Raw genomic sequence first — 26353 nt, 5'->3', positions numbered from 1 at the left:
CACAGCAGTCCGCTCTCGAGACGCTTCCAGGGGGTCCGATGGGCAAGCCGGACGCAGAGGGCCACGGGCCGTCCGACGGTCTGCCCGACCTGCCCCCCGAATGGGGTCGGGTGGTGGTCCCCGACGACGCCTCGGCGCTCGCCGACGAGGCCGCCCAGATCCGCCGTGAGCTGCGCCGGGCCGCCGGGCGGACCGGCCCGCACCGCGCGCTGGTCCTGCCGATGCTGGTCCTGCTTGTCGCGCTGCTCACCACGCTGGCCGGCCTGATCGCGGTGACCCTGCCACGGGCCAACCGGGGCACCGACCGGCCCACCCTGACGCCCTCCTCGCCACCCCCGGCCCTCACCGGCCGGGCGCTGCCCGCGCTGGACCTGGTCGACGCCGGACAGGCGCCGGTGCCGCTGCGCGGCCTGCTCCCCGCCATGATCATCCTCGTGGACGGCTGCCCGTGCCCGGCCGTCGTCACGGAGGCCGTGGCGGCGGCGCCCGCCGGAGTAACAGTTGTCACCGTGACCGGCGGGCGAACGGCGGCGCCGCCACCTGTGCACGGCGTCCAGGCGCTTGCCGACCCCGCCGGCGGGCTGCGCTCCTTCCTCGGCCAGCCGGCCCGCCCCGGCACCGCGGCGGCGCTGCTCGTCGACCGCGCCGGCACTGTCACCCGGGTGCTGCCGGAGCTGGGGCCGATCGACGCGTACCGGGGAGACCTCAGCGCCTTGGCCGCCTGACCGGCCCGGTCTAGCGAGGGGGCAGGGCGACGAGCTGCGCCTGGGCGACGATCGGCTGATCGCCGACGGCCGACAGGGACACCCGGAACGGCCCGCCGATGGGCAGCACCTCGGCGGAGGCGACAGTACCGTCGCAGTCGATACGCGGCGGGCCGACGATCTCGGCCTCGGTGCTCGTCACCGCCATCGTCCCGGGCCGGGTGCACCGGTACTGGAGCAGATAACGGGAACCGTCGTCGGCAGCCTGCCGGACCAACTCCTGGCCCGGAACGAGATCCGTGTCCTCCCGCCAGATCGTCTCGCGGAACGACGGCAGATCACTCCCCGGTGAGAGCACCCCCTCGTCGCCGTCGACACCAGTGAACGCGCCCGTCGCGGGGTCGATGAGCGACGGGCGGCGCTCGAAGCCGGCGACGTCGCCGGTCCGGGCGTCCACCCGGATGGTCACCCGCTCATCGGGCATCGCTGAAGCGATGACGCGCTCCAGCTCGGTGCTGACGCTCGGCGCGGCCGTCGGCGGGCCGGCGGACCCGGCCGTCGGGGCAGGGGCGGACGCCCGCCACCACCAGCCACCCACCGCCAACGCGGCCAGGGCCACCCCGACCAGCACCGCCGACCGCAGCCGGTCGTCCGCCCCGTCCATGGTGGTGAGCGTACCGCCGGGACCGCGGACGATCAGTCCTGTCGATCGAGCAGAGCGGCGTACAGGGTGAGACCGGGACCGAACGCCAGCATCACGATCCGGCGCGGAGCCGCACGCGCCAGCCGGTCCATGATCAGCAACACGGTCGGCGAGGAACAGTTGCCCTGCTCGTCGAGCGTCGCCCGGGACGCCGCGAGCGCCTGCGGCGGCAACGCCAACTCCCGCTCCACCACGTTGAGGATCCTCGGCCCACCCGGATGCACCGCCCAACCGTCCACCTCGGAACGGGTCGTGCCGTGCCGGGCCAGCAGGTCGTCCACCAGGGCGCTCACATGCCGCGACAGCACCTGCGGCACCTTCGACGACAGCCCCATCCGGAAACCCGCATCGGTCACGTCCCAGGTCATGTGGTCGGCCGTGGACGTGTCCGTCACCGCGGTGACCTCGCTCAACGCGTACCCCCGGCCGTCCGGCACCACCACTGCCGCGACTGCCGCGTCCGAGAAGAGCGCGTGCGAGACGATCTGCTGCGTGTCCACCCGGGCGCTGGCGGGCTGGATGTGCAGGCTTGTCAACTCGGCGCAGAGCAGCAGGGCCGGACGCCCCCGGGCGGTGACGAAGTCACTCGCCGCCCCCAACCCCGGCAGCGCCGCGTAACAGCCCATGTGGCCCACGAACATCCGCTGCGTGTCCGGTGCCATGCCGAGATCCCGGGCGAGCAGGATGTCCAGGCCCGGGGTCGCGTACCCGGTGCAGGAACAGACGATGAACAACCCGATGTCCCCGGCGTCCAACCCGGCCGCCGTCAACGCACGGCCCACCGCCTCCTTGCCCAGCGGCAGGGCCTCCACCTGGTAGCGGCGCATCCGGCGCTCGGTGGGCCAGTCCGAGACGTCCTCCAACAGGGGATTGACGGCGGCCTGCCGCCGGGTCACCCCCGAGTTGGCGAAGATCCGCTGGGCCAATGACCTTGTGGTACCGGAGAAGTGCCGGGAGAAGAAGCCCTCCCACAACTCGTCCTGCGAGGCCGATGGCGGCTGCGCCACCCCGAGCCCCGCGATCACTGGTACGGGCACGATCGCCACCTCTCGTCCGAAGTTGTCCCCCGGTCCGTCCCACCGGCCATCGTGCCCGGCCGTTCCTCCACGTCAGTCGTGCCGCGCCGACTCACCAACGAGGAGTCGATCCATCGCGGTCCGGGTCACCGCCCAGTGCCGCGACGCCGAGCCAGTCGGCGCAGACATCCGAGGTCGCCGGGTGCAGCGACCCGCAGCGGGCATCCCGGTAGAGCCGCTCCAACGGATGGCCGCGCCGGGTCGCCGAGGTGCCCGCCGCCTCCAGCACCGACGCCGCCACCTCGGCCGCCGTGGTGCCGGCGAGCAACTTGGCCCGCCACACCCACCTGTTGGTCTCCGCCTCACCCGGCTCCTCGTCCACCCGGCGGGCCGCCTCGGCCACCACCAGCCGGGCCGCCGCCGTCGCCGCGTCCGCCCGACCCAGCCGCGCCCGCACCGCCGGCAGGCCGGCCAGGTTGCGGGCGTTGAGGTGCTCGGCCGCCGCGTCGATCGCCGCCTGGGCCACCCCCACGTAGACAGCCGCGTAGCTCGCCACCAGCCAGTGCGGCATCAACTGGGCGACCACCAGGGCCAACCCCTCCACGCCGCCGAGCAGCCGGTCGGCCGGCACCGTGACGTCCAGGTGCAGGTCATGCGAGGAGGTGGCCCGCATGCCGAGCGCGTCCCAGGTCGGCTCGACGGTCAACCCGTCGCCGGCCGGGACCAGGAACTGAGACACCACCGACTGGTCGGCGGCACTGCGCGCGGCCACCAGGTAGCCGTCGGCGTGCCCGGCCCCAGAGCAGAAGGTCTTGCTGCCCTTGAGGTGCCAGCCACCGTCGGTCGCCTCGTAGACCGTGCTCAACTGCGAGAGCCGGGCACCGGCACCGCGTTCACTCATGGCGACCGCGTACCACGAGCCCTGCGCTGCGGCGGTGAGCAGCCGGTCCCGGGCGACCAACGCCTCGTCCGGCACACCCAGCGCCTCGGCCAGTTCCTCGGTCACCGCTCCCAGCGCGCCGGTCACCGAGGCGTGCATGTTGAACACCAGGGCTGTCGCGCCGTTACCCCTGGCCAGTTCGGTGGCCACTGCGGCGTACTCGGCGAAGCTGGCCCCGAGACCGCCGAGCGCCCGGGGCACCATCAGCCCGAACAGGCCCGCCTCCCGCAGGTCACGGAAGTCCTCCACCGGAAAGGAGCCGTCCCGGTCGTGCTCTGCCGCCCGCGCGGCGAACCGCGGCGCCAACCGGCGGGCCGCCTCAAGCGCATGCACCGTCATATCGCCCCCTCCTCGACGTCCATACCCCCGCCGCGACCCGACTATCCGTTGCGGACGCCCCGGCCCTGGTAGAGCACGGCCGTGGATCGTGTCGGCACGATGCGCGGCGCCCGGCCGGCCGGCGCCGCACCGGCGGACCGGGACGCGCCGGCCCTCCGCAGCAGCCAGGCCAGCAGACCGCCGACCTGCGGCCGGATGCCGCGCAGCCGCAGGTCGACGCCGTGCCGGGCGCACTCGGCCACCAACCGGCGAGCGTCCACGAACAACCGTGGATCGTGGATGCCACGCGGCACCGTCGGCAGGCGCTCGGCGATCCGTACCGCAACGAGCCGCGCCAGCGCCGTGTCGTTCAGGGTGTCAAGCACCAGCAGCCCGCCGGGACGCAGCAGCCGACACGCCTCGGCCACCGCGCGGGGCCAGTCCGGCACATGCTCCAGCAGCTCACCGGCGGAGACCACGTCGGCGCAGCCGTCCGGCAGCGGAACGGCCGTGACGTCGGCCTGGATGACGCGTACCCCGTGCTCGGCGGCCTGCACGAGCGCCGAACGGGTCAGGTCGACACCGACATGCCGGTAACCCTTGCCGGCCAGATGCGGCGCGAGCAGGCCGGCGCCGCAGCCGAGGTCGACCAGGAGCGCGTCGGGACGGCCCGCCGGGGGCACCATCGCCGCGCGGGCCTCGGCCAGCCAGTGCAGCATCGCGAACGCGCCATCCGGCCGCCACCACTCACCGGCCAGGTCGTCGTACTGGCGTGGATCGTTGCGCGGCAGCACCCGGGTGCCGGCGGACGCCGGGGCCGCAGCCACGTCTCGCATGGCACGAGCGTGGCACGACTGCTCGGTAACGACCAGACTTCCCTTATGTCGTCGAGGGTGTTAGGGCTGGTCAGGGCGAGCCATCCGGAACCGGCCGCCGCGGTGACCACGGTGGCCGGTCTGCTGGCGTGGGGGGTGGGGCACCGGCCGTCCGGAATCGTCTCGGTGGTGCTCGCGGTGCTGGCCAGCCAGCTCGCCGTCGGCTGGACCAACGACGCGCTGGACGCCGAGCGGGACGCCACGGTGGGGCGTACCGACAAACCTGTCGCCGCCGGCGCGGTCGGCCGGCGCACCACGGCCTGGGCCGCCGCGGCGGCCGCGCTGGCCTGCCCGTTGCTGGCGCTGACCACGAACCCCACGGCGGCGTTCTGGCTCACCGTCGCACTGGTCTCCGCGCTGCTCTACGACTGGCCGCTCAAGGCCACCGCGTTCTCGGTGCTGCCCTACGCGGTCTCGTTCGGGGCACTGCCCGCCTTCATCGTGCTGGCGCTGCCCGGCGAGCCGGCCCCGCCGGCGTGGCTGCTCGTCGCGGCGGCGTGTCTGGGCGCCGGCGCGCACTTCGCCAACGTGCTCCCCGACCTCGCCGACGACGCCCGCACCGGCGTACGCGGCCTGCCGCACCGCCTCGGCGCGGCAGGCAGCCGGATCGCCGCCGCCGCGCTCCTGCTCGCGGCGACCGCCGCCCTGGTCGTGGGGCCGCCCGGGCCGCCGTCGGTGGTCGGCGTCGCCGCGGTCGGCGCGGCCGCCGTGGTGCCACCCCTGAGCTGGTACGCCGGACGCTCCGCGCTCCGGGCCGGCCGGCGGCCGGTGGCCGCCTTCCGGGGAGTCATGCTGATCGCCCTCGTCGACGTGGTCCTGCTGGTGGCGAGCGGTCGGGTCGTCTGACCGGCACCCGGGCAGGTGGCATTGCCGGGTCCGTGTGCGGGCCTCGATCAGCTCCAACTACCCTGGAGCGCGGTCTGCGCGGGTATGGCCACCGTGCCCGGCGTGGAGGCCGGGTGGGGATTGTGACGAGGAGGACCGACGTGACGCGCTCGATCAGGGGTTCCCGGCGGGCGGCCCTGCTGCTGTCCGGGATCGCGGCGGCCAGCCTGCTGGCGTCCGGCTGCGGCACCGGTCAGATCGCCGAGACCGCCGAGAAGGAGGCTTCGGTCCAGGGCGTCAGCCTCACGACCAGCAACGGCTCGTTCTCGGTACGCGGCCTGCTGGTCGACTACCCGGGTGCCGAGGGCTACCGGGCCGGTCAGGACGCCCTGCTCAACGCCGTGATCTACAACGACTCGAAGGAGACGGTGACGGTCACCGTCACCACCGACAGCGCCCGCGAGGTGGTGATCAGCGACGGCTCGGCGAGCCCGTCGCCGTCCGCCTCGGAGTCGACCTCCGCCAGCCCGTCCCCGTCCGGCTCGGCCAGCCCGTCGACGTCGACGTCCGGCTCGGCCAGCCCGTCCGCGACCCCCTCCGAGACCGGGTCGTCCTCGGCCACGCCGTCCGCCCCGGAGTCGGCGCGGGCGTCGGGCTCGGCCAGCCCGGCCGCGCCGGGTCAGCCGGCCCGCATCGAGCTGGCTCCGCTGAGCTACCTCCAGCTCAACTCCGAGGCGACCACCCAGCTCCGGCTGATCGGTCTGAAGGAGGCGCTGCGCTCCGGCCAGAACGTCTTCGTGACCTTCGACTTCGGTAACGGCAACACGGTCACCGGCCAGGCGCCGATCGCGGTGCCGCTCACCCCTGCTGCGCCTCCGTCGCCGATCATCGAGCGCGAGGGCGGGTACGAGGGCGGCGAGGGCGGCACGACCCACGACTGACCCACACCCGACATCGACGAACGCCCCGGCGTGGTGACCACCACGCCGGGGTGTTTTCGTCGTACGAGCGGGCTAGCGTCCTGATGTGACCACCTCCCGATCGACCTCTGCGCGCGGCGGCACGGCCGGTGCCCCCCGCGCCCGGTCCGCCGCACGCGAGCCGCGTCCGGCGTACGAGTGCGACGCCTGCGGGCACCAGCCGCCCAAGTGGGTGGGGCGCTGCCCGGAGTGCGGCGAGTGGGGCTCGGTGGTCGAGTCGACGGTGACCGGCCCGACCGTCTCCGGCCGGGTGGTCAGTTCGCGGATGCCGTCCGAGCCGGCCCGACCGATCGCCACGATCAGCGCCGCCCCGGCCCGCGCCCGGCCCACCGGCGTCAGCGAGTTGGACCGGGTGCTCGGCGGCGGCCTGGTGCCGGGGGCGGTGGTGCTGCTCGCCGGCGAGCCAGGCGTGGGCAAGTCGACCCTCCTGCTCGACGTGGCGCAGCAGTGGGCCGTGGGCGCCGGCAGCCCGTCGCTGGTGGTCAGCGGTGAGGAGTCGGTGAGCCAGGTGCGCCTGCGTGCCGAGCGGATGGGCACCCTGCACGACCAGCTCTACCTCGCGGCCGAGAGTGACCTGGCTTCGGTGCTGGGCCACCTCGACGCGGTCAAGCCGGGGCTGCTGGTGCTCGACTCGGTGCAGACCATCTCGACCACAGGCACCGAGGGGGTGCCGGGCGGGGTGACCCAGGTGCGAGCGGTCACCGCCGCGCTGGTGTCGGTCGCCAAGGATCGGGGCATCGCCACCGTGCTTGTCGGGCACGTCACCAAGGACGGTCAGGTCGCCGGTCCCCGGGTCCTGGAGCACCTGGTCGACGTGGTGCTGCACTTCGAGGGCGACAAGCACTCCTCGTTGCGCCTGGTGCGCGGCGTGAAGAACAGGTTCGGCGCGGCCGACGAGGTCGGCTGCTTCGAGATGCACGAGGGCGGCATCAGCAGCCTCGCCGACCCGTCCGGGCTGTTCCTGACCCGCTACTCGGAGCCGGTCCCGGGCACCTGCGTGACAGTGGCGATGGAGGGGCGCCGCGCCCTGGTCACCGAGGTGCAGGCGCTGATCGGCGCGACGGTGGCCGGTTCGCCCCGACGCACCGTCTCCGGCCTCGACTCGGCCCGGCTGGCGATGGTGCTGGCGGTGCTGCAACGTCGTACGGAACGGTTGACCCTGCACGACCGGGAGGTCTTCGCGGCCACCGTGGGCGGCATCCGGGTGGTGGAGCCGGCCGCTGACCTTGCGGTAGCCTTGGCGGTCGCCTCGGGCGGGCTCAACCTGGCCATCGCTCCGCACCTGGTGGCGATCGGCGAGGTGGGGCTCACCGGCGAGGTGCGTCGGGTCGGCGCGGTGCCACGTCGGCTGGCGGAGGCGGCCCGGCTGGGGTTCAAGGTGGCCCTGGTGCCACCCGGCTGCGGCCCGGCGAGCACCGGCGCCGGCCCCGAACAGATGCGGGTGACCGAGGTCACCGACGTCCGTTCGGCGCTGCAACATGCGGCGCGCGCGTCCGCCGAGTGACCCACCGTGCCGGCGGGGAGGGCGATACCGGACAGCCCGCCCCAAGCGGGAAACCTGGAAAAGGGCGGCATCGTGACACATCACAGTAACCACGACAGCACCCACCGCACGGCAGTCCGTAGACTGTGCCCGTGCCGATCGACCGCGATACCACCAAGCCAGCCGGCGCGCCGCCCCATGCCCGCACCGGCGCCGTGGGCTCGCCCGCCCGCCCGATCAGCGTGAGCGTGACGGCGGGAGCCGCCGGAGGCGCCGGGGATCCGCTGCGGGCCAACCTCGCCCTGATGGCGCCCGGCACCGCGCTGCGCGACGGCCTGGAGCGCATTCTGCGCGGCCGCACCGGCGCGCTCATCGTCCTCGGGTACGACAAGGTCGTCGAGGGCCTCTGCACCGGCGGTTTCCCCCTGGACGTGGAGTTCTCCGCGACCAGGGTGCGTGAACTGTGCAAAATGGACGGCGCCGTCGTGCTCTCCAGCGACGGCACCCGGATCGTCCGGGCCGCGGTGCACCTGATGCCCGACCCGTCGATCCCGACTGAGGAGTCCGGCACCCGGCACCGCACCGCCGAGCGGGTGGCCCGGCAGACCGGCTATCCCGTCATCTCGGTGAGCCAGTCCATGCGGATCATCAGCCTCTACGTCAACGGTCAGCGCCACGTGCTCGACGACTCGGCGGCCATCCTGTCCCGCGCCAACCAGGCGCTGGCGACCCTGGAGCGCTACAAGCTCCGACTGGACGAGGTCTCCGGGACGCTCTCCGCGCTGGAGATCGAGGATCTGGTCACCGTCCGGGACGCGGTGGCCGTGGTGCAGCGGCTGGAGATGGTCCGCCGGATCGCCGACGAGATCGCGGGTTACGTGGTCGAGTTGGGCACCGACGGCCGTCTGCTCGCCCTCCAGCTCGACGAGCTGATGGCCGGCGTGGACGCCGACCGCACGCTCGTCATCCGGGACTACCTGCCGATCGGCCGCAAGTCCCGCACCCTGGACGAGGCGCTCGTCGAGCTGGACCTGCTCGGCGCCACCGAGCTGATCGACCTGGTGTCGGTGGCCAAGGCGATCGGCTATCCGGCCGCATCGGACGCGCTGGACGCCGCCGTCAGCCCGCGCGGCTTCCGGCTGCTGGCCAAGGTGCCCCGGCTGCCGGTGGCGGTGGTCGACCGGCTGGTGCTGCACTTCGGCAGCCTCCAGCGGCTGCTCGGCGCGACAGTCGAAGACCTCCAGGCCGTCGAGGGTGTCGGCGACGCGCGCGCCCGGGGCGTCCGGGAGGGCCTGTCCCGGCTCGCCGAGGCGTCCATCCTGGAGCGGTACGTCTGATCCGGCTCAGCCGGTGACTGTGAGCTTCACTGGCGCGCTGAGCTTGTTGCCCACCCGGGCCAGCACCTGGTAGCTCCCCGCCGGCGGGAACGGCCCGGCCGCCAGGCCGTTGTCGTCGCAGCGGCTGGTGTCCCGCCCGTTCCAGCCCACCTCGTAGGAGCGCTCGAAGTTGGGCGTGAAGGACTGCACGTCGGAGCCTCGGGCCTTGCCGCAGGTGTCCGACGACCAGACCTTCTCGGCGCCGGACTTGATGAAGATCTCCTGAAGGTCGGCGCCGACGTTGCGGCTGCACGTCCGGTCGGAGATGTTCTTGATTTTGAGCTGGAGGTTGACGACCGTCCCGCGCTGCGCCGTGACCGGCTGCGCCACCGAGGTCACGCTGATCTCGGCGTCGGTGCAGGTGCCGTCGTCCACGGAACCGGCAGCGGCACCCAGCGGCGGGTTGTTGCTGGTGATCTCGGGGCTCGGTGTCGAGGTGTCCGGATCAGCCGACGCGGACGACGACGGCGGCGCCCCCGTCTGCGGCGTCAGCACCGGCCCGCCGGCCCCCGGAGCGGCCGACGTCGCCGCCGGCGACCCCCCCGCCTTCGGCTGGCCGCCCGAGCGATCCGAGCCGGTGCAGGAGTAGAGCAGGACAATCAGGAAGAGAAGCCCCGCTCCGAGTACGACGACGCGACGCCGCCAGTACACGGCGGGTGGCAGGGGGCCGACCGTCAGACGCATGATGCCCCCCACGGTAGCCGCGCGACACCCACCAGCCCGGCGCGACGCGCCGGAGCACCACCGACCCGCCGCCCCAACCGTCCATTGAGGACTGAGCGACGGCGGGTCACGCCCCCGTTCAGAGGTAGACCTTGCGCTGGTAGACCGCGTGCGCCCCGGCCACACGATCCAGGAAGAGCAGCCCCGCGCAGTGGTCGATCTCATGCTGCAACGCCCGCGCCTCGAAGCCGTCCGTCACCAGCCGCACCGACGCCCCGCTGCCCGGAAGGTCACCCTCCACCACCAGCCGGCTGGCCCGCTTCACGTCCCCGGTCAGGTCCGGCACCGACATGCACCCCTCCCGGCCCGGCTTCCACCTGGTGGCCTCAACCACCCGGGCGTTACACAACACGAACGTGCCGTGCACGGTGACCGCCTTCGGATGCCCTGTCACATCGACCGCGAAGACCTGCGCGTCCACCCCGATCTGCGGCGCGGCCAACCCCACGCACCCCGGCGAGACACGCATGGTCGCCACCAGGTCGGCAGCCAACCGGACCGTCTCGGAGGACGTCGGATCGACAGCACCGCCCGCCCGGCTCAACACCGGATTCGGGGCAGACACCACCGCCCGGATCTCACCCTCGACCGGCAGCGACTCAGGCGTCCAGCCGCCGAGCCCGACGTACGCCCCGCTCTGCTCCCCTGTCACAGCAGGTCCGGGTCCGCCGGCCGGAGGGTGACCCCCACGCCCAACTCGGCAGCCGTCCGATCCAACCGGTCCACAAGCGTCTCGGCCACGCCCGCCGGCAACTCGACCTCCGCCAGCACCACGTAGAGCGAACCAGCCAACCGGGTGCTCAGATCCGTCACGTTCCCACCCGCGTCCACAAGCACCCGGGTCATCGCCGCCACAATGCCCATCCGGTCCGACCCGTGCACCGCCATCACGTACGGCTCACCCGCCGGAGGCACCTCACCGTCCGGGGTGACCTCGCGTACCGTCGCCAGCAGCTGCCCGTGGGCCGCCAGCGGCGCCAGCGCGGCCTCGACCTCGGCGGCGGCCGGGCCCGTGCAGATGAGGGTCATCGCGAAATGCCCCCGCAACCGCGTCATCGTGCTGTCGGTGAGGTTCGCGCCCAGCCGGGCCAGCACCTCCGCGACGTCGGCCACGATGCCCGGCCGGTCCCGGCCGATGACGGTGATCGCGAGCTCGTTCATCCGGGCATTCTCTCCGATCCGTCCGACGCCGCCGAGACGCCCCGCCCGATCCGCCCAATCAGCGGGAACACACCCCGTGACATCATCGACGACGCCATGACACAACCCGATTTCGCCACCCTGGTCAGCAAATGGTTCCGGCAGCACGCCCGTGACCTGCCGTGGCGCGAGCCCGGCGTCACCCCGTGGGCCATCCTCGTCAGCGAGGTCATGCTCCAGCAGACACCTGTGGTCCGCGTGGTGCCGGCCTGGCAGGCCTGGCTGGCCCGCTGGCCGGAGCCCGCCGCGTTGGCCGCCGACACCCCCGCCGAGGCGATCCGGATGTGGGGACGCCTCGGCTACCCGCGCCGCGCCGTCCGACTGCGGGAGTGCGCGGTCGCGATCGTCGAGCGGCACGGCGGGCAGGTGCCGGACCGGCTGGAGCAGCTGCTGGCGCTGCCGGGCGTCGGCACGTACACGGCGCGGGCGGTGGCCGCGTTCGCGTACGGGCAGCGGCACCCGGTGGTCGACACGAACGTACGTCGGGTGGTCTGCCGGGCGGTCGCCGGTGAGCCGGACGCCGGCCCCGTCACCCGACCCGCCGACCTGGTCGCCACGGAGGAACTGCTCCCCGCCGAGCCCGCCGCGGCGGCCCTGGCCAGCGCCGCGTTCATGGAGCTGGGCGCCGTGATCTGCACGGCCCGGTCACCGCGCTGCACGGCCTGCCCGGTCGAGTCGGTCTGCGCGTGGCGGGCCTCCGGGCAGGAGCCGCCGGCCGGACCGACCCGCCGCCCCCAGCGGTACGCGGGCACCGACCGGCAGGTACGCGGACTGCTGCTCGGGGTGCTCCGGGAGACCACCGGGCCGGTGCCGCACCAGCGGCTGGACCAGGTCTGGACCGACGACGTGCAGCGCGCGCGGGCTCTGGCGGGTCTGGTCCAGGACGGGCTCGTGGAACCGGTCGGCGCCGACTCCTTCCGGCTGGCCGGCGACGGCCCGTCCCTGCCCACCGCCGACCTCACCACCTGAACCGGCCGGCCCTGTCGGACCCGAAGGTCGCCAAGATCTGCCCAACATCCCTGAAACTGCTGCCCCAGGCCGCCGTGAGGCAGTTTCCCTGATGTCGTGCCAGCGCGCGGCCGTGCGCGAACGCACGTAGCGCCGCATCTCGTGCATTGGGCGCGGTCTTGCCACCGAGCGGGGCCAGGCCCCCACGACCTGGCCCGCCCTCCCCGCGGCAGGCGCGACTTACGCGGCAGGCGCGACTTGCGCGGCAGGCGCGACTTGCGCGGCAGGCGCGACTTGCGCGGCAGGCGCGACTTGCGCGACGGAGCCGAAGATCGCACTCGATCCTGGATGTAGTGGTGTTGGGCGCGCCGGATGGCACTACATCCAGGATGTTGCGCGATCTTGCCGGCAGTAGAGGCCGACACCGTCACGCCGGGCTGCGTTCGGGCGATGCGGCAGCGCGTGCGCGCACGACGGACGCGACCAGGCGCGCGCTCCCGAGCACCCCTGCGTCCGTGCGACGGCCGCGACAAGGCGCGCGCTCCCCGAGCACCCCTGCGTCCGTGCGACGGCCGCGACAAGGCGCGCGCTCCCCGAGCACCCCTGCGTCCGTGCGACGGCCGCGACAAGACGCGCTCCCCCTGCGCCCCTGCGGCGGCCGCGACAAGGAGCGTGCCCCGGCCGCGGCTGCGCCCCTGCGGTGGACGCGAGGAAGCGGACGCCCGCGCGGCGTATACGAAAGGGCGGGGCCCGGTGGCTCATGCCACCGGGCCCCGCCCTCGTTGCGTGCTGTTTACTCGTCCGCGCCCGCGGTGGCGGTGCTGCCACCGAGGTCGGCCGGCACGGCGTCCGGAACTTCCACCGGCTTCTCCGCGCCCCGGAACACGAGCTTGGACTTGTCGATGTCGTTCGGGTCGCCCTCGCAGTCCACCACGACGATCTGACCGGGGGTCAGCTCGTTGAACAGGATCCGCTCGGAGAGGTTGTCCTCGATGTCGCGCTGGATCGTGCGACGAAGCGGACGGGCACCGAGCACCGGGTCGAAGCCCTTCGCCGCCAGGTACTTCTTGGCGTTGTCGGTCAGCTCCAGACCCATGTCCTTGTTGCGCAGCTGCGTCTCGATCCGCTGGATCATGATGTCCACGATCGAGAGGATCTCGGTCTGGCGCAGCTGGTGGAAGACGATGGTGTCGTCGATCCGGTTGAGGAACTCAGGCCGGAAGTGCTGCTTGAGCTCGTCGTTGACCTTCTGCTTCATCCGGTCGTAGTTGGACTCGGAGTCCTCCGACGCCTGGAAGCCCAGCGACACCGCCTTGGCGACGTCACGGGTGCCCAGGTTTGTGGTCAGGATGATGACCGTGTTCTTGAAGTCCACGATCCGACCCTGACCGTCGGTGAGCCGACCGTCCTCCAGGATCTGGAGCAGCGTGTTGAACACGTCCGGGTGGGCCTTCTCGATCTCGTCGAAGAGAACCACCGAGAACGGCCGACGCCGCACCTTCTCGGTCAGCTGCCCGCCCTCGTCGTAGCCGACGTAGCCGGGAGGGGCACCCACCAGCCGGGAGACCGTGTAGCGGTCGTGGAACTCGGACATGTCCAGCTGGATGAGGGCGTCCTCGCTGCCGAAGAGGAACTCGGCGAGCGCCTTGGACAGCTCGGTCTTACCGACACCGGACGGGCCGGCGAAGATGAACGAGCCCGACGGGCGCTTCGGGTCCTTCAGGCCGGCCCGGGTACGCCGGATCGCCTTCGAGACCGCCTTGACCGCGTCCTCCTGGCCGATGACGCGCTTGTGCAGCTCGTCCTCCATGCGCAGCAGGCGCGAGGTCTCCTCCTCGGTCAGCTTGTAGACCGGGATGCCGGTCCAGTTGCCGAGCACCTCGGCGATCTGCTCGTCGTCGACCTCGCTGACGACGTCCAGGTCACCGGCCTTCCACTCCTTCTCCCGCTGAGCCTTCTGGCCGAGGAGCTGCTTCTCCTTGTCGCGCAGCTGGGCGGCGCGCTCGAAGTCCTGCGCGTCGATCGCGGACTCCTTGTCGCGACGCACCTGGGCGATGCGCTCGTCGAAGTCACGCAGGTCCGGCGGCGCGGTCATCCGACGGATCCGCATCCGGGCGCCGGCCTCGTCGATCAGGTCGATCGCCTTGTCCGGGAGGAAGCGGTCGGAGATGTACCTGTCGGCGAGCGTCGCGGCGGCCACCAGGGCGGCGTCGGTGATGCTCACCCGGTGGTGCGCCTCGTACCTGTCGCGCAGGCCCTTGAGGATCTCGATGGTGTGGGCCAGCGACGGCTCACCCACCTGGATCGGCTGGAACCGGCGCTCGAGAGCGGCGTCCTTCTCCAGGTGCTTGCGGTATTCGTCGAGCGTGGTGGCACCGATGGTCTGGAGCTCGCCACGGGCCAGCATCGGCTTGAGGATGCTCGCCGCGTCGATCGCGCCCTCGGCGGCACCCGCACCCACCAGGGTGTGGATCTCGTCGATGAACAGGATGATGTCGCCGCGGGTGCGGATCTCCTTGAGCACCTTCTTGAGGCGCTCCTCGAAGTCACCGCGGTAGCGGGAACCGGCGACCAGCGCACCGAGGTCGAGCGTGTAGAGCTGCTTGTCCTTCAGAGTCTCGGGCACCTCGCCCTTGATGATCTTCTGGGAAAGCCCCTCCACCACGGCGGTCTTACCGACGCCGGGCTCACCGATCAGGACCGGGTTGTTCTTGGTACGGCGGGAGAGCACCTGCATGACCCGCTCGATTTCCTTCTCGCGCCCGATGACCGGGTCGAGCTTGCCCTCGCGGGCGGCCTGGGTCAGGTTGCGGCCGAACTGGTCCAGCACCAGGCTGGTCGACGGCGCGGCCTCGCCCGGCGCGGCGCCAGCGGCGGCCGGCTCCTTGCCCTGGTAGCCGGAGAGGAGCTGGATCACCTGCTGGCGGACCCGGTTGAGGTCGGCGCCGAGCTTGACCAGCACCTGGGCGGCGACGCCCTCACCCTCGCGGATCAGACCGAGCAGGATGTGCTCCGTGCCGATGTAGTTGTGCCCGAGCTGCAGCGCCTCGCGCAGCGACAGCTCCAGCACCTTCTTGGCCCGCGGCGTGAACGGGATGTGCCCGCTCGGCGCCTGCTGGCCCTGGCCGATGATCTCCTCGACCTGCTGGCGGACGCCCTCCAGGGAGATGCCGAGGCTCTCCAGGGCCTTTGCCGCGACGCCTTCACCTTCGTGGATCAGGCCCAGCAGGATGTGTTCCGTACCGATGTAGTTGTGGTTGAGCATCCGGGCCTCTTCTTGGGCCAGGACGACAACCCGTCGCGCTCGGTCGGTGAACCGCTCGAACATGCCCTCGTGCTCCTCACGTGCCGTGCGCCTTGATGGTCAAGATCTTGGCGGGGCCGGTGCGCGAACGTCCAGGACGGGCGTCCGTGCCTCCTTACTCTATCGTCGCTGACCGACTCAGCCGTGGTCGTGTGTCTCCGGTCTGGGTCGGTTGCACGTCGTTTTGAACAACCGTCCGCGCTCAGGAGGTGTTCCGGTACCCCTGTCGCTACGCGCAGAGCGAAATCCGACTGACGCGACGGGGGCCCTTCTCCGGCCTCGGAAGCCCTCCGAGGGGGTGGGTCGCCGCCGCGCGAGCGCCGCGCACGACCCCGGGGGACGGTTGTCCACAGGCTGTGGAAAGTTGCTCCACTGGTTGTGGACAACGCCCGTCTGCTCCGGAAGCTTCCCGGCTCCGCGAACCGGACACGGGGGTGGATACGGCGACGCCGGCCCGGAGGAATGCTCCGGTCCGGCGTCGTTGTCGCCTGCGCCCAGGCTGCTGACGGGTCAGCGCTTGGCGTGGAACTCGTCAACGATCTCCTGCGGGATGCGGCCCCGGTCCGAGATGTCCTTGCCAGCCTTCTTGGCCCACTCCCGGATCGCCTTGTTCTGCTCGCGGTCGGCGGTCGCGCCGCCCCGGCCGCGCGCAGCCCGCCCACCGATCACGACGCCACCCCGGCCCACCTTCGTGCCGGCACCCACGTACGGCGCGAATACGTCGCGCAATTTCGCGGCGTTGGAACTCGACAGGTCGATCTCGTACTGAACGCCGTCGAGGGCGAACTTGACGGTCTCGTCCGCGTCCCCGCCGTCCAGGTCATCGACCAGCTTGTGAATGATCTGCTTGGCCACGTCCCACATTCCTTTCGAGCAGGGCACTCCTGCTAACGAGAGCACAATAACCCGCGCGCTGCTCGCCCCGTCAATAGGATGCGGTTACAGCTCGCTGTGAGCGGGGCGGGACTACTCCGGGCGGACCAACGGGAAGAGGATCGTTTCCCGAATTCCGAGCCCGGTCAGGGCCATCAAGAGCCGGTCGATTCCCATTCCCATACCGCCGGCCGGCGGCATTCCGTACTCCATCGCCCGCAGAAAGTCCTCGTCCAGACGCATCGCCTCGTCGTCACCCCGCGCGGCCAGCTGCGCCTGGGCCACCAGCCGCTCCCGCTGCACCACCGGGTCCACCAGCTCGGAGTACGCGGTGCCCAGCTCGAATCCGAGCACGTAGAGGTCCCACTTCTCGGCCAGCCCCGGCTCGCTGCGGTGCGCCCGGGTGAGCGGGCTGGTCTCCTCCGGGTAGTCCCGCACGAAGGTGGGCGCCTGCAGGCCGGGAACGACCAGTTCCTCGAACAGTTCCTCGGCCAGCTTGCCCGGTCCCCACTTGGGGTCCACGGCCAATCCCACCTTGTCCGCGTACTCGACGAGGCGGGAGCGCTCGGTGCGCACCGTGACCTCCTCGCCGAGTGCCTCGGAAAGCACCCCGAACAGCGTCACCGAGCGCCACTCGCCACCCAGGTCGAACTCGCGCCCGTCGGCGTGGGTCACCACCGTCGAGCCGCTGACGGCGATCGCCGCCTGTTGAACGAGATTGCGGGTCAACTCGGCCATCGTGTCGTAGTCGCCGTACGCCTGGTACGTCTCCAGCATCGCGAACTCCGGTGAGTGCGAAGAGTCGACACCCTCATTACGGAAGTTGCGGTTGATCTCGAAGACTCGATCGACGCCACCGACCACGGCGCGCTTGAGAAACAGTTCCGGAGCGATTCGGAGATACAGATCGGTGTTCAACGCATTGCTGTGGGTCACGAACGGTCGAGCGGCAGCACCGCCGTGCAGGAGTTGCAACATCGGCGTTTCCACCTCGATGAAGCCCTGCCCGTGCAGCGAATCACGCAGGCTGCGTACGGCCGCCGCCCGGGTGCGGACCATCTGCCGGGCCTGCGGCCGGACGATCAGGTCGACGTAGCGCTGACGGACCCGGGCCTCCTCGGAGAGCGGCTTGTGCGCCACCGGCAGCGGGCGCAGCGCCTTCGCTGTCATCTCCCACCGCTGTGCCAGCACCGACAGCTCGCCCCGGCGGCTGGTGATCACCTCACCGGTGACGCCGACGTGGTCGCCGAGGTCGACGAGGCGCTTCCAGGCCTCCAGCCGCTCCGGGCCGACCCGGTCGAGCGACAGCATCGCCTGCAACTCGGTGCCGTCGCCGTCCCGCAGGGTCGCGAAGCAGAGCTTGCCCGTGTTGCGTACGAAGATCACCCGGCCGGTGACCGAGACCTCGTCGCCGGTGGCGGTGTCGGTGGGCAACTCCGCGTACTTCGCGCGGATCTCGGCCAGCGTGGTGGTGCGGGGGAAACCGACCGGGTAGGGCTCGACGCCCTCGGCGAGCATCCGGTCCCGCTTCTCCCGGCGGACCTTCATCTGCTCGGGAAGGTCGTCGGCGGGGTCCACTGGTACGGCGTTCTGCTCGCTCACGGCACGCTTCCTCGTCACGGGAGATACAGGGGGTCAGGCCCGAGCGTACTCAAGCGGTCGGAGGGCTGTTACCGGATAACCTGCCCGCCATGGTCGATCACACTCACGCCCTGTCCTTCGGCGCTGCGGCGAGCGATTACGACAGGTTTCGTCCGCGCTATCCGGAACCCGCCCTCCGGTGGGCGCTCGACGGGCTCAGCGACGGCCGGATCGTCGACCTCGGCGCGGGCACCGGCATTCTCACCCGTCAGGTGCTCACCCTCGGGCACGAGGTGACGCCTGTGGAGCCGGACCCGGGGATGCGCGCCCAACTGGACGCCGCCACTCCCGGAGGCCACGCGCTGGCCGGCAGCGCCGAGGCCATCCCACTGCCCGACGGGGTCGCGGACGCCGTGGTGGTGGGGCAGGCGTACCACTGGTTCGACAGGGACCGGGCGCACGCCGAGATCGCGCGGGTGCTGCGGCCCGGCGGTACGTTCGCCCCGATCTGGAACCTGCGCGACGACCGGGTCGCGTGGGTCGCCGAGCTGGGTCGGATCGCCCACCTCGGTGACAGCGCCGGCGACGTCGCCGGGCGGTACGAGGACTTCGGCTCGGCCTTCACACCTGTCGAGCTGAGGGAGTTCACGCACCACACGACGCTCACGCCCGACGAGGTGACGGCGCTGCTGCGCACCCGCTCGTACTGGCTCACCGCACCTGCCGACCGACGCACGCGGATCGACCGGGAGCTGCGCGAGCTGTTCGCCGAGCATCCCGAGCTGGCCGGGCGGGAAACCGTCGACCTGCCGTACCGGACGCTCGTCCTGCGGGCCCGGCGGCGCTGAGGCCGGCGCGGACGCCGGCCTCGACGGCGGCCGGGTCACACGTTGCGCTCGTAGACCATCCGCAGGCCGATCAGCGTGATCATCGGCTCGTGGTGGGTGATGGTGCTGCACTCGTTGATCACCAGCGCGGCGAGGCCACCGGTGGCGATCACCGCCTTCACCTCGCCCAGCTCCTCGGTCATCCGCTCGACGATCCGGTCGACCTGCCCGGCGAAGCCGAAGTACAGGCCGGCCTGGAGGCACTCCACGGTGTTCTTGCCGATCACCGAACGGGGCTTGGTCGCCTCGACCTTGCGCAGCTGGGCGGCGCGCGCGGCCAGCGCGTCGAACGAGATCTCGATGCCCGGGGCGAACGCCCCACCAAGGAACTCGCCCCGGCCGCTGATCACGTCGAAGTTGGTGGTGGTGCCGAAGTCCACAACGATCGACGGCCCGCCGTAGAGGGTGTACGCCGCGAGGGTGTTCACCACCCGGTCGGCGCCCACCTCCTTCGGGTTGTCGATGGCAAGCTGCACCCCGGTGCGCACACCCGGCTCGACGATCACGCTCGGCAGGTCGGCGTAGTAGCGGCCGAGCATGGTGCGCAGCGACCGCAGCGCGGCGGGCACCGTCGAGCAGGCGGCCACACCGGTGATCTCGACGTTGTCCCCGGCGAGCAGTCCCCGGAACATCAGGCCCAGTTCGTCCGCCGTCGAACGGGCATCGGTCTTGATCCGCCAGGAGTGCACCAGCTTGTCGCCGTCGAAGGTCGCCAGCACGGTGTTGGTGTTTCCGATGTCGATGCAGAGCAGCACGCTCGCAGCCTAGACAACTACCCGGTGCGCAGGTCCATCGCGATGTCCAGGATCGGCGACGAGTGGGTGAGCGCACCCACCGAGAGGAAGTCGACGCCTGTGGCCGCGTACCGGGCCGCCACCTCCAGGGTCAGCCCGCCGGTCGCCTCCAGCTCCGCCCGGTCGCCCACCGCGTCCACCGCCCGGGCCAGCGTCTCCGGCGTCATGTTGTCGCAGAGCAGGAAGTCCGCCCCGGCCTCCACGGCCTCCACCGCCTCGTCGACTGTGGTCACCTCGACCTGCACCGGGACCTCCGGGAACGCTTCCCGGACCCGCCGGTACGCCGCCGTGATCCCCCCGGCCGCCAGCTTGTGGTTGTCCTTGATCATGGCCACGTCGTAGAGGCCCATCCGCTTGTTGGTGCCACCGCCGGCCCGCACCGCGTACTTCTCCAGCGCCCGCAGGCCCGGCGTCGTCTTGCGGGTGTCCAGCACCATCGCCTTCGTGCCGGCCAGGGCGTCCGCCCAGGCACGGGTGTGGGTGGCGACGCCGGACATCCGGCAGAGCAGGTTCAGCGCCGTCCGCTCGGCGGTGAGCAGCAGCCGGGTCGGGCCGGTCACCGTCGCCAGCACGTCGCCGCGGGCCACCCGCTCGCCGTCGCGGGCCAGCACCGACACCTCGACGGTACGACCGGAGCCGGTCACCTCGCCCACCAGCTCGAACACGGCCGCGGCCACGGCCATCCCGGCCAGCACCCCGTCGGCGCGGGCCACCAGGTCAGCGGTGTCGTTCTGCCCGGCCGGGATGGTGGCCACGCTCGTCACGTCCAGGAAATCCGGTCCCAGGTCCTCGACCAGCGCGGTCTCGATCACCCGCCGCACCTGCTCCGGGTCCAGTCCGGCCGCCAGCAGCGCGGTCCGCGTCGACTCCGTCATGCCTTCTCCTCCCACCGCCGCGTCAACCGGCCCTCCGCCCCGATCGAACCGACCAGGTGGCCCAGCCACCGTTCGTCGGCCGTCGGGAAATCCTCCCGCCAGTGGCAACCCCGGGTCTCGCCGCGCGCGTACGCGGCCGCCACCAGCGCCGACGCCACCGTGAGCAGGTTTGTCGCCTCCCAGTCGGCGGTCCTGGGCCGGCCCCGGGCGGTGCCCAGCTCGGTGAGCGTCCCGGCCGTCGCGGCCAACGTCGTCGCCGACCGCAGCACCCCCGCGCCCCGGGTCATCGCCCGTTGCAACGCGGGCGTGGCCTCGGCCGGCAGCACCCACCCCTCGCCGCCCCGCCAGGCGCCGGTGTCCGCCGGCTGGGCCTGCTCGGGCAGACCCGCCGCGATGTCCTCGGCGATCCGGCGGGAGAACACCAGGCCCTCCAGCAGCGAGTTGCTGGCCAGCCGGTTCGCGCCGTGCACACCGGTGCAGGCCACCTCACCGCAGGCGTACAGGCCGGGGATGGAGGTGCGGCCATGCAGGTCGGTGCGGACACCGCCGGAGGCGTAGTGGGCGGCCGGGGCGACCGGGATCAGGTCGGTGGCCGGGTCGACGCCGATCGCCAGGCAGGACGCCACGATGGTGGGGAACCGCCCGGCCAGGAAGTCCCCGCCGAGGTGCCGGGCGTCGAGGAAGACGTGGTCCGCGCCGGTGGCCAGCAGCACCCGGTGGATGCCCTTGGCCACCACGTCCCGGGGGGCCAGCTCGGCCAGCTCGTGCTGGCCCACCATGAACCGCTTGCCGTCCGCGTCCACCAGGTACGCGCCCTCGCCGCGCAGCGCCTCGGACACCAGTGGCTGCTGCGCGTGCCCGGCACCGGGAACGCCCGCGCCGGACGGGGTGATCAGGGCGGTCGGGTGGAACTGGACGAACTCGACGTCGGTCACCGCCGCGCCGGCCCGCATCGCCAGCGCCACCCCGTCGCCCGTGGAGACCGCCGGGTTGGTGGTGGCCGCGAAGACCTGCCCCATCCCTCCGGTGGCCAGCACCACCGCACGGGCCAGCAGGGCGCCCACGCCGTCCTCACTGCCCTCGCCGAGCACGTGCAGGGTGATGCCGCAGGCCGGGCCGAGCCCGTCCGGGCCGTCACCTGGCGCCCGCAGGAGGTCAAGCACCAGGGCGTGCTCGACCAGCCGGATCCACGGGTCGCGCTGCACGGCGGCGTGCAGGGCGCGCTGCACCTCCGCGCCTGTGGCATCCCCGCCGGCGTGCACGATGCGGTCCGCCAGGTGCCCGCCCTCGCGGGTCAGCATCAGCGAGCCGTCCGGGTGACGGTCGAACTCGGCGCCGATCCGGATCAGCTCCCGCAGCCGGGTCGGGCCCTCCTCGACAAGTACCCGCACCGCCGCCGGGTCGCAGAGTCCCACCCCGGCGACCTCGGTGTCCCGCGCGTGCGCCGCGGGCGTGTCCGTCGGGTCGAGCACCGCGGCGATGCCGCCCTGCGCCCACCGGGTCGAGCCGTCGTCAATGTTGACCTTGGTGACCACTGTGACGTGCAGGCCCGCCTCCCGCAGGTGCAGCGCCGCGGTCAGGCCGGCCACCCCGGACCCCACCACGATCACGTCGGTGGTCTCCACCCAGCCGGGCTCGGGCGCGGCCAGCAGCGGGGGCAGGGCCGGCAGGTCGACGGTCGGAAGGTCCATCCCCCCAGTCAACCCGAACGATCCTCGTCGGGGGCGGCGGGGGCGGGACGAGTGGTATCGGCTACCCCGTCCCACGCCGGGCGGGCCGCGCCGACCGTCGGGCCGCTGTCACTTCGTCCGGACCGGGAGACCCGCCGGGCCCGCGCCCTTCAGCGAGGCGGCCACCGTACGGTCGCTGAGCCACAGGTAGCAGCGCACGCCCCGGTCACCGACCCGCCACCGCCCGGCCCCCGGCGGGCGGACCACCACACCGCTGCGAAAGCGCAGCTCGGCGTCGTCGGGCACGCCCACGTAGCGGCCGAGGGCGCTGCGGCAACCCGTGTAGAGCGGCGCCCAGTCGGCGTCCCGGGTGGGGTACGGCGTGTCCGGTGCACGCCACACCCCGACGAACTCGGCGTCGTGCTGCCTGCCGCACTCCACCGGGACAAGCGTCTGCACACGCCCGGCCGCACCACGGGTCTGCTGGCAACCAAGCCGCAGCGGCGAGGGGCTCTTCAACGCGTCCCGCAGACTGCCCGAGCGGACCACCACAGTCGCCGCCGCCTCGACGGTGTTCAACTCGGTGAGATCGCACCGGAACCAGCGGGAGCCCGCCGCCCAGCCCGGCCCGGAGGGCAGCGCCACCGACAACCGCAGCCGCCCGGCCCGCCAGTCGTCACCCACGTACCCGGTCGCCCGGGTGTCGCACTCGGCGAACGCGCCCCGCAGCTCCGCCGAACCACCCGCCGGGGCGGTCGCCCGCTGGGCCGGGAAGGCCCCGACGTGCACGGTCTCCAGCCGGTGCGGGCCCGCGCAGTCCACCGGCTCGTAGCCGGCCAGGGTGACCACGTCGGTGAAGTCGGCGGCGTGACACACACCTGCCGCCGGAGTGAACGCCGACGGCGCAGCCATCGCGGCCCAGTCGTCGGTCAGGTCACCGTCCAGATCGCCGGACCCGGCGCAGCCCACCAGCAGCACCGCCGTCACGGCGGCGGCGAACAGGGTCGTCACGGCACTGCGCATAGCGGCCTCCCCCAGCCACCCGCCAGCTTGCGCCGGCGCGCCAAGGGTAACCGGACATGACCTTCCGGTGACAGACCGGAATCACGACGCGGGGGATCACACGGCGGACACGGCCAGCGGGCTGGGCACCGGGTCACCGGCCGTGCCGGGGGCCGCCGCGGCCGGGTCGGCACCCAGCTCGATCACCCGGTTGTCGGCGTCCACATGCACCACCCGGGGCCGGTACGACCGGGCCTCGGCGTCGTCCATCTGCCCGTACGAGATGAGGATGACCAGGTCGCCGGGGTGCACGAGGTGCGCGGCGGCACCGTTGATGCCGATCACGCCGCTGCCCCGCTCACCGGGGATCACGTACGTCTCCAGCCGGGCGCCGTTGGTGATGTCCACGATCGCCACCTGCTCGCCGGGGAGCAGGTCGGCGGCGTCGAGCAGATCCTCGTCCACCGTCACCGAACCCACGTAGTGCAGATCGGCCTGGGTGACCGTGGCCCGGTGGATCTTCGACTTGAGCATGGTCCGCAGCATCGGAAATGGCCTTTCGCCAAGGTGGTGGAGGTGGGAGGCGGCCTGGTCAGGGACGGGGTGCCAGGTGGATCGCCGCGTTGTCGATCAGGCGGGTCGCGCCTACCCACGCGGCGATCACCAGCCGGGCCGGCCCGGACACCGGCCCCGGCTCCAACTCGGGATCGGTGAGCACCAGGTAGTCGAGGCGGGCGCCGGGTGTACCCGCGCCGAACGCGGCATGTGCGGCGCTCAGCACCGCGCCCGCGTCCTGGCCGTCGTCGGCCGCCCGGGCGCCGGCCCGCAGCGCGGCGGACAGGCTCAGGGCGGCAGCCCGCTCCGACTCGCTCAGGTAGCGGTTGCGACTGGACAGCGCCAGCCCGTCCGGCTCCCGCACCGTCGGCACGCCGACCACCTCGACAGGCACGTCCAGGTCCCGGACCATCCGCCGGACCAGGGTGAGCTGCTGGTAGTCCTTCTCGCCGAAGAACGTCAGGTCCGGTCGGGTGAGCTGGAGCAGTTTCAGCACCACCGTGAGCACGCCGTGGAAGAAGCCGGGGCGGCTCGCGCCCTCCAGCTCCGCCCCGAGCGGACCGGGGTCGAGGCGTACCCGGGGCTGGCCGTCGGGGTACATGTCGGTCACCGACGGGGCGAAGACCACGTCGGCGCCGGCCCGCCGGCACATCTCCAGGTCCACCTCGAGGGTCCGGGGGTACCTGTCGAAGTCCTCGTTCGGCCCGAACTGCAACGGGTTCACGAAGATCGTCACCAGCACGTGGTCGGCCTGTTCCCGGGCCGCGCGCAGCAGCGTCTCGTGCCCCGAGTGCAGGGCACCCATGGTCATCACGACACCGACGGTGCCCTTCAGGCCGGCCCGGGCCTCGGCCAGCTCGGCACGGGTGTGGACGAGCTGCGTCACGGCGCCACCTCGGTTCGCGACTGCGGGGCTCGCAGGATCGGCTCTCTCCTCGCGCTCACGCGGCCACCTCCCGATCCGAATCGGCGAGAACCCCGAGCAGCGACTGCGCGTCCACCGGCCGGAGCCGGCCGGCGGCGATCGCCCGGTCGGCGGTACGACGGGCCAGCGCCAGGTACGCGGGAACGGACTCCGGGGCGGTGGCGGTCAGTCGGGCCAGGTGCCGCCGCACGGTGCCCGCGTCACCCCGCGAGACCGGGCCGGTCAGCGCGTCGTCGCCGAGGCGCAGCGCGTTCTCCAGGGCGGCCCGCAGCAGCGGGGCGAGCACCTTCTCGGGCCGGCCCACGCCGGCGTCCCGCAGCCGGTCGGTCGCCTCGTTCACAAGGGTCACCAGGTGGTTCGCGCCGTGTGCCAGCGCCGCGTGGTACAGCGGGCGGTCCGTCTCGGCCACCCACTCGGGCACGCCACCCAGGTCGGTGACCAGGCGGGCGGCCAGTGCACGCAGCTCCGCCGGGGCGGTCACCCCGTACGAGATGCCGTGGAGGCGGGCCAGGTCGTCGGGCGTACCGGTGAAGGTCATGGCGGGGTGCAGGGCGAGCGGCCGGGCGCCGGCCGCGATGACCGGCGCCAGCACGCCCAGGCCGTGTGCGCCGGAGGTGTGCGCGACCACCTGCCCCTGGTGCAGGGCGCCCCGTTCGGCGAGGTCGGCGACCACCCCGGCCAGCGCGTCGTCGGGTACGGCGATCAGCAGCAGGTCGGCGGCGGCGTGCGCGACGGCGACGGCGGGGCGGCGGGGCACGTCGGGCAGCAGCAGGGCGAGGCGTGCCCGGCTGGCTCCGGATTCGCCTGTGACGGCGCCCACGTGGTGCCCGGCGGCGGCGAGCGCGGCGCCCAGCACGGCTCCGACGCGGCCCGCGCCGACGACACCGACGGTGAGCAGGCGGGAGGTGGCGCGGGCGCCGGGAACGGCGCGATCCCGCGATGCGGCGGGCCCAGGGCGCGGGCGCAGCGGTGCGCTCATGACGACGATCCAGTCCTCGAGAAGGGGTACCGGTCGATCGCAAGTATGCGCCCGGCCCGCCGAACCGGGACAAGCATGTGTGAAAACCTTCACCACCGTCGAGACGGCCCGATCGAGTCGGCTGAGGTCAGCGCGTCGGGGCCGACGTGATGGCGCGCAGCTCGGCGGCGACCTCGGCGATCAGGTCGCTGAGCGGGGCGTCGCTGCCGGGCGCGATCCAGCGGGCGAACGCGACCCGGAAGACCGTGGCACCCGACTCGGTGGCCAGGGTGGCCGTGGTCTCGTCGACGCCCCTGGCGCGCAGGGCGGCGGTGACCGCGGCCGCCAGGGAGCCCGACTTGCGCAGTTCACGCTCCTGCAGCTCTGGGCTGCTCTCGATGATTGCCTGCCGCGCCCGGACCAGCTCGAGACGGTCCGCGAGGGCGCCAACCGGTGGCCGGCCGTCCACACGCTCGACGCGGCAGTGCTCTACCGACTCGCCCTCGAAAACGCCCCCGCCGGCACGCGCCTGCACGGTGCCGCCGACGAGGGCGTCTCCTTCCGGCAGATCGCGGAGGCCATCGGCGACAACCTCGGCATCCCGGTCCGCAGCATCAGCCCCGCCGAGGCGAACGACCACTTCGGCTTCCTCGGGTCGTTCGCGCAGATGGACAACCCGACGTCGTCCGCCATCACCCGTGACCTGCTCGGCTGGACGCCCACCCACCCCGGACTGATCGCCGACCTGAGCGAAGGGCACTACTTCCGGGCCTGAACCACGAAGCCGGTCATCGGGGATCGGGAAGCGGGTGGCCGTAGGGTCGGCACGGTGACACCT

The 26353-nt window shown here is 72.6% G+C and carries 26 protein-coding genes; 8 read left to right on the top strand and 18 right to left on the bottom strand.

Annotation, left to right across the window (positions count from 1 at the left end):
- Positions 1 to 38: 38 nt before the first annotated feature.
- Positions 39 to 725, top strand: a complete 687-nt coding sequence (locus ACZ6N8_RS15865) for a hypothetical protein (protein WP_466010583.1) — start codon at positions 39 to 41, stop codon at positions 723 to 725.
- 10 nt (positions 726 to 735) lie between these two features.
- On the opposite strand, the gene ACZ6N8_RS15860 is transcribed toward ACZ6N8_RS15865, so the two are convergent.
- The 4 genes from ACZ6N8_RS15860 to ACZ6N8_RS15845 all read right to left on the bottom strand — a co-directional run bounded on the left by ACZ6N8_RS15860 (position 736) and on the right by ACZ6N8_RS15845 (position 4517).
- A complete protein-coding gene (locus ACZ6N8_RS15860; protein WP_466010581.1) occupies positions 736 to 1368 on the bottom strand; it encodes a hypothetical protein in 633 nt (210 codons plus the stop codon).
- 32 nt (positions 1369 to 1400) lie between these two features.
- Positions 1401 to 2444 (bottom strand): type III polyketide synthase, encoded by a 1044-nt coding sequence (locus tag ACZ6N8_RS15855; protein WP_466010579.1) that lies wholly within the window; start codon positions 2442 to 2444, stop codon positions 1401 to 1403.
- Positions 2445 to 2535: 91 nt separating this feature from the next.
- Entirely contained in the window at positions 2536 to 3702 is a 1167-nt protein-coding gene (locus tag ACZ6N8_RS15850) for an acyl-CoA dehydrogenase family protein (protein ID WP_466010577.1), read from the bottom strand.
- A 41-nt stretch (positions 3703 to 3743) separates the two neighbouring features.
- On the bottom strand, positions 3744 to 4517 hold the full coding sequence (locus ACZ6N8_RS15845; RefSeq protein ID WP_364372539.1) for a methyltransferase domain-containing protein: 774 nt from the start codon (positions 4515 to 4517) through the stop codon (positions 3744 to 3746).
- Between the two features lie 45 nt (positions 4518 to 4562).
- Between ACZ6N8_RS15845 and ACZ6N8_RS15840 the strand changes: the two genes are divergently transcribed.
- From ACZ6N8_RS15840 to disA, 4 genes are all read left to right on the top strand, one after another.
- Positions 4563 to 5402, top strand: a complete 840-nt coding sequence (locus ACZ6N8_RS15840) for a UbiA family prenyltransferase (RefSeq protein ID WP_466010574.1) — start codon at positions 4563 to 4565, stop codon at positions 5400 to 5402.
- A gap of 140 nt (positions 5403 to 5542) precedes the next feature.
- Positions 5543 to 6322: a hypothetical protein gene (locus tag ACZ6N8_RS15835; RefSeq protein WP_364372533.1), complete on the top strand. Its 780-nt coding sequence runs from the start codon at positions 5543 to 5545 to the stop codon at positions 6320 to 6322.
- Positions 6323 to 6407: 85 nt separating this feature from the next.
- The gene (radA, locus tag ACZ6N8_RS15830) at positions 6408 to 7865 is read left to right on the top strand and encodes a DNA repair protein RadA (protein WP_466010572.1); all 1458 of its coding nucleotides are present in this window, start codon (positions 6408 to 6410) and stop codon (positions 7863 to 7865) included.
- 131 nt (positions 7866 to 7996) lie between these two features.
- The gene (disA, locus tag ACZ6N8_RS15825; RefSeq protein WP_139582971.1) at positions 7997 to 9181 is read left to right on the top strand and encodes a DNA integrity scanning diadenylate cyclase DisA; all 1185 of its coding nucleotides are present in this window, start codon (positions 7997 to 7999) and stop codon (positions 9179 to 9181) included.
- Positions 9182 to 9187: 6 nt separating this feature from the next.
- On the opposite strand, the gene ACZ6N8_RS15820 is transcribed toward disA, so the two are convergent.
- From ACZ6N8_RS15820 to ACZ6N8_RS15810, 3 genes are all read right to left on the bottom strand, one after another.
- Positions 9188 to 9904, bottom strand: a complete 717-nt coding sequence (locus ACZ6N8_RS15820; RefSeq protein ID WP_466010570.1) for a hypothetical protein — start codon at positions 9902 to 9904, stop codon at positions 9188 to 9190.
- A 118-nt stretch (positions 9905 to 10022) separates the two neighbouring features.
- The gene (locus tag ACZ6N8_RS15815; RefSeq protein ID WP_357994306.1) at positions 10023 to 10595 is read right to left on the bottom strand and encodes a peptide deformylase; all 573 of its coding nucleotides are present in this window, start codon (positions 10593 to 10595) and stop codon (positions 10023 to 10025) included.
- Complete coding sequence (locus ACZ6N8_RS15810; protein WP_466010568.1) at positions 10592 to 11104, bottom strand: glycine cleavage system transcriptional repressor; 513 nt, start codon at positions 11102 to 11104, stop codon at positions 10592 to 10594. Before ACZ6N8_RS15810 ends, ACZ6N8_RS15815 begins: the two co-directional genes overlap by 4 nt.
- 96 nt (positions 11105 to 11200) lie before the next feature.
- On the opposite strand from ACZ6N8_RS15810, the gene ACZ6N8_RS15805 reads away from it, so the two are divergent.
- The gene (locus ACZ6N8_RS15805; protein WP_466010566.1) at positions 11201 to 12112 is read left to right on the top strand and encodes an HhH-GPD family protein; all 912 of its coding nucleotides are present in this window, start codon (positions 11201 to 11203) and stop codon (positions 12110 to 12112) included.
- Positions 12113 to 12884: 772 nt separating this feature from the next.
- Here ACZ6N8_RS15805 and ACZ6N8_RS15800 read toward each other — a convergent pair.
- The 3 genes from ACZ6N8_RS15800 to lysS form a co-directional block, all read right to left on the bottom strand.
- Positions 12885 to 15419 carry an ATP-dependent Clp protease ATP-binding subunit gene (locus ACZ6N8_RS15800; RefSeq protein ID WP_139582959.1) on the bottom strand — a complete coding sequence of 845 codons (2535 nt, stop codon included), beginning with the start codon at positions 15417 to 15419 and terminating at the stop codon, positions 12885 to 12887.
- 486 nt (positions 15420 to 15905) lie between these two features.
- Complete coding sequence (locus ACZ6N8_RS15795; RefSeq protein ID WP_139582958.1) at positions 15906 to 16250, bottom strand: histone-like nucleoid-structuring protein Lsr2; 345 nt, start codon at positions 16248 to 16250, stop codon at positions 15906 to 15908.
- A 111-nt stretch (positions 16251 to 16361) separates the two neighbouring features.
- Positions 16362 to 17870, bottom strand: a complete 1509-nt coding sequence (lysS, locus tag ACZ6N8_RS15790; RefSeq protein WP_466010564.1) for a lysine--tRNA ligase — start codon at positions 17868 to 17870, stop codon at positions 16362 to 16364.
- Positions 17871 to 17959: 89 nt separating this feature from the next.
- Between lysS and ACZ6N8_RS15785 the strand changes: the two genes are divergently transcribed.
- Positions 17960 to 18697, top strand: a complete 738-nt coding sequence (locus ACZ6N8_RS15785; protein ID WP_466010563.1) for a class I SAM-dependent methyltransferase — start codon at positions 17960 to 17962, stop codon at positions 18695 to 18697.
- 35 nt (positions 18698 to 18732) lie between these two features.
- On the opposite strand, the gene ACZ6N8_RS15780 is transcribed toward ACZ6N8_RS15785, so the two are convergent.
- The 8 genes from ACZ6N8_RS15780 to ACZ6N8_RS15745 all read right to left on the bottom strand — a co-directional run bounded on the left by ACZ6N8_RS15780 (position 18733) and on the right by ACZ6N8_RS15745 (position 25984).
- Positions 18733 to 19491 (bottom strand): type III pantothenate kinase, encoded by a 759-nt coding sequence (locus ACZ6N8_RS15780; protein ID WP_364372510.1) that lies wholly within the window; start codon positions 19489 to 19491, stop codon positions 18733 to 18735.
- A 17-nt stretch (positions 19492 to 19508) separates the two neighbouring features.
- Positions 19509 to 20405 (bottom strand): carboxylating nicotinate-nucleotide diphosphorylase, encoded by an 897-nt coding sequence (nadC, locus tag ACZ6N8_RS15775; protein WP_357992670.1) that lies wholly within the window; start codon positions 20403 to 20405, stop codon positions 19509 to 19511.
- Entirely contained in the window at positions 20402 to 22096 is a 1695-nt protein-coding gene (locus ACZ6N8_RS15770; RefSeq protein WP_466010560.1) for an L-aspartate oxidase, read from the bottom strand. The genes nadC and ACZ6N8_RS15770 overlap by 4 nt, the downstream gene beginning before the upstream one ends.
- A gap of 108 nt (positions 22097 to 22204) precedes the next feature.
- Complete coding sequence (locus tag ACZ6N8_RS15765; protein WP_466010559.1) at positions 22205 to 23098, bottom strand: septum formation family protein; 894 nt, start codon at positions 23096 to 23098, stop codon at positions 22205 to 22207.
- Positions 23099 to 23194: 96 nt separating this feature from the next.
- A complete protein-coding gene (gene panD, locus ACZ6N8_RS15760) occupies positions 23195 to 23623 on the bottom strand; it encodes an aspartate 1-decarboxylase (protein WP_466010557.1) in 429 nt (142 codons plus the stop codon).
- A 46-nt stretch (positions 23624 to 23669) separates the two neighbouring features.
- Positions 23670 to 24518 carry a pantoate--beta-alanine ligase gene (gene panC, locus ACZ6N8_RS15755; RefSeq protein WP_466010556.1) on the bottom strand — a complete coding sequence of 283 codons (849 nt, stop codon included), beginning with the start codon at positions 24516 to 24518 and terminating at the stop codon, positions 23670 to 23672.
- A gap of 55 nt (positions 24519 to 24573) precedes the next feature.
- Complete coding sequence (locus tag ACZ6N8_RS15750; RefSeq protein WP_466010554.1) at positions 24574 to 25536, bottom strand: Rossmann-like and DUF2520 domain-containing protein; 963 nt, start codon at positions 25534 to 25536, stop codon at positions 24574 to 24576.
- A gap of 127 nt (positions 25537 to 25663) precedes the next feature.
- Positions 25664 to 25984, bottom strand: coding sequence for a hypothetical protein (locus ACZ6N8_RS15745; RefSeq protein ID WP_466010552.1), 321 nt, complete (start codon positions 25982 to 25984; stop codon positions 25664 to 25666).
- Between the two features lie 15 nt (positions 25985 to 25999).
- Between ACZ6N8_RS15745 and ACZ6N8_RS15740 the strand changes: the two genes are divergently transcribed.
- Positions 26000 to 26290: a hypothetical protein gene (locus tag ACZ6N8_RS15740; RefSeq protein ID WP_466010551.1), complete on the top strand. Its 291-nt coding sequence runs from the start codon at positions 26000 to 26002 to the stop codon at positions 26288 to 26290.
- Positions 26291 to 26353: the final 63 nt, after the last annotated feature.

This window comes from Micromonospora sp. NPDC047521, assembly GCF_055587305.1.
This window is presented reverse-complemented; position numbering and strand designations above follow the sequence as displayed.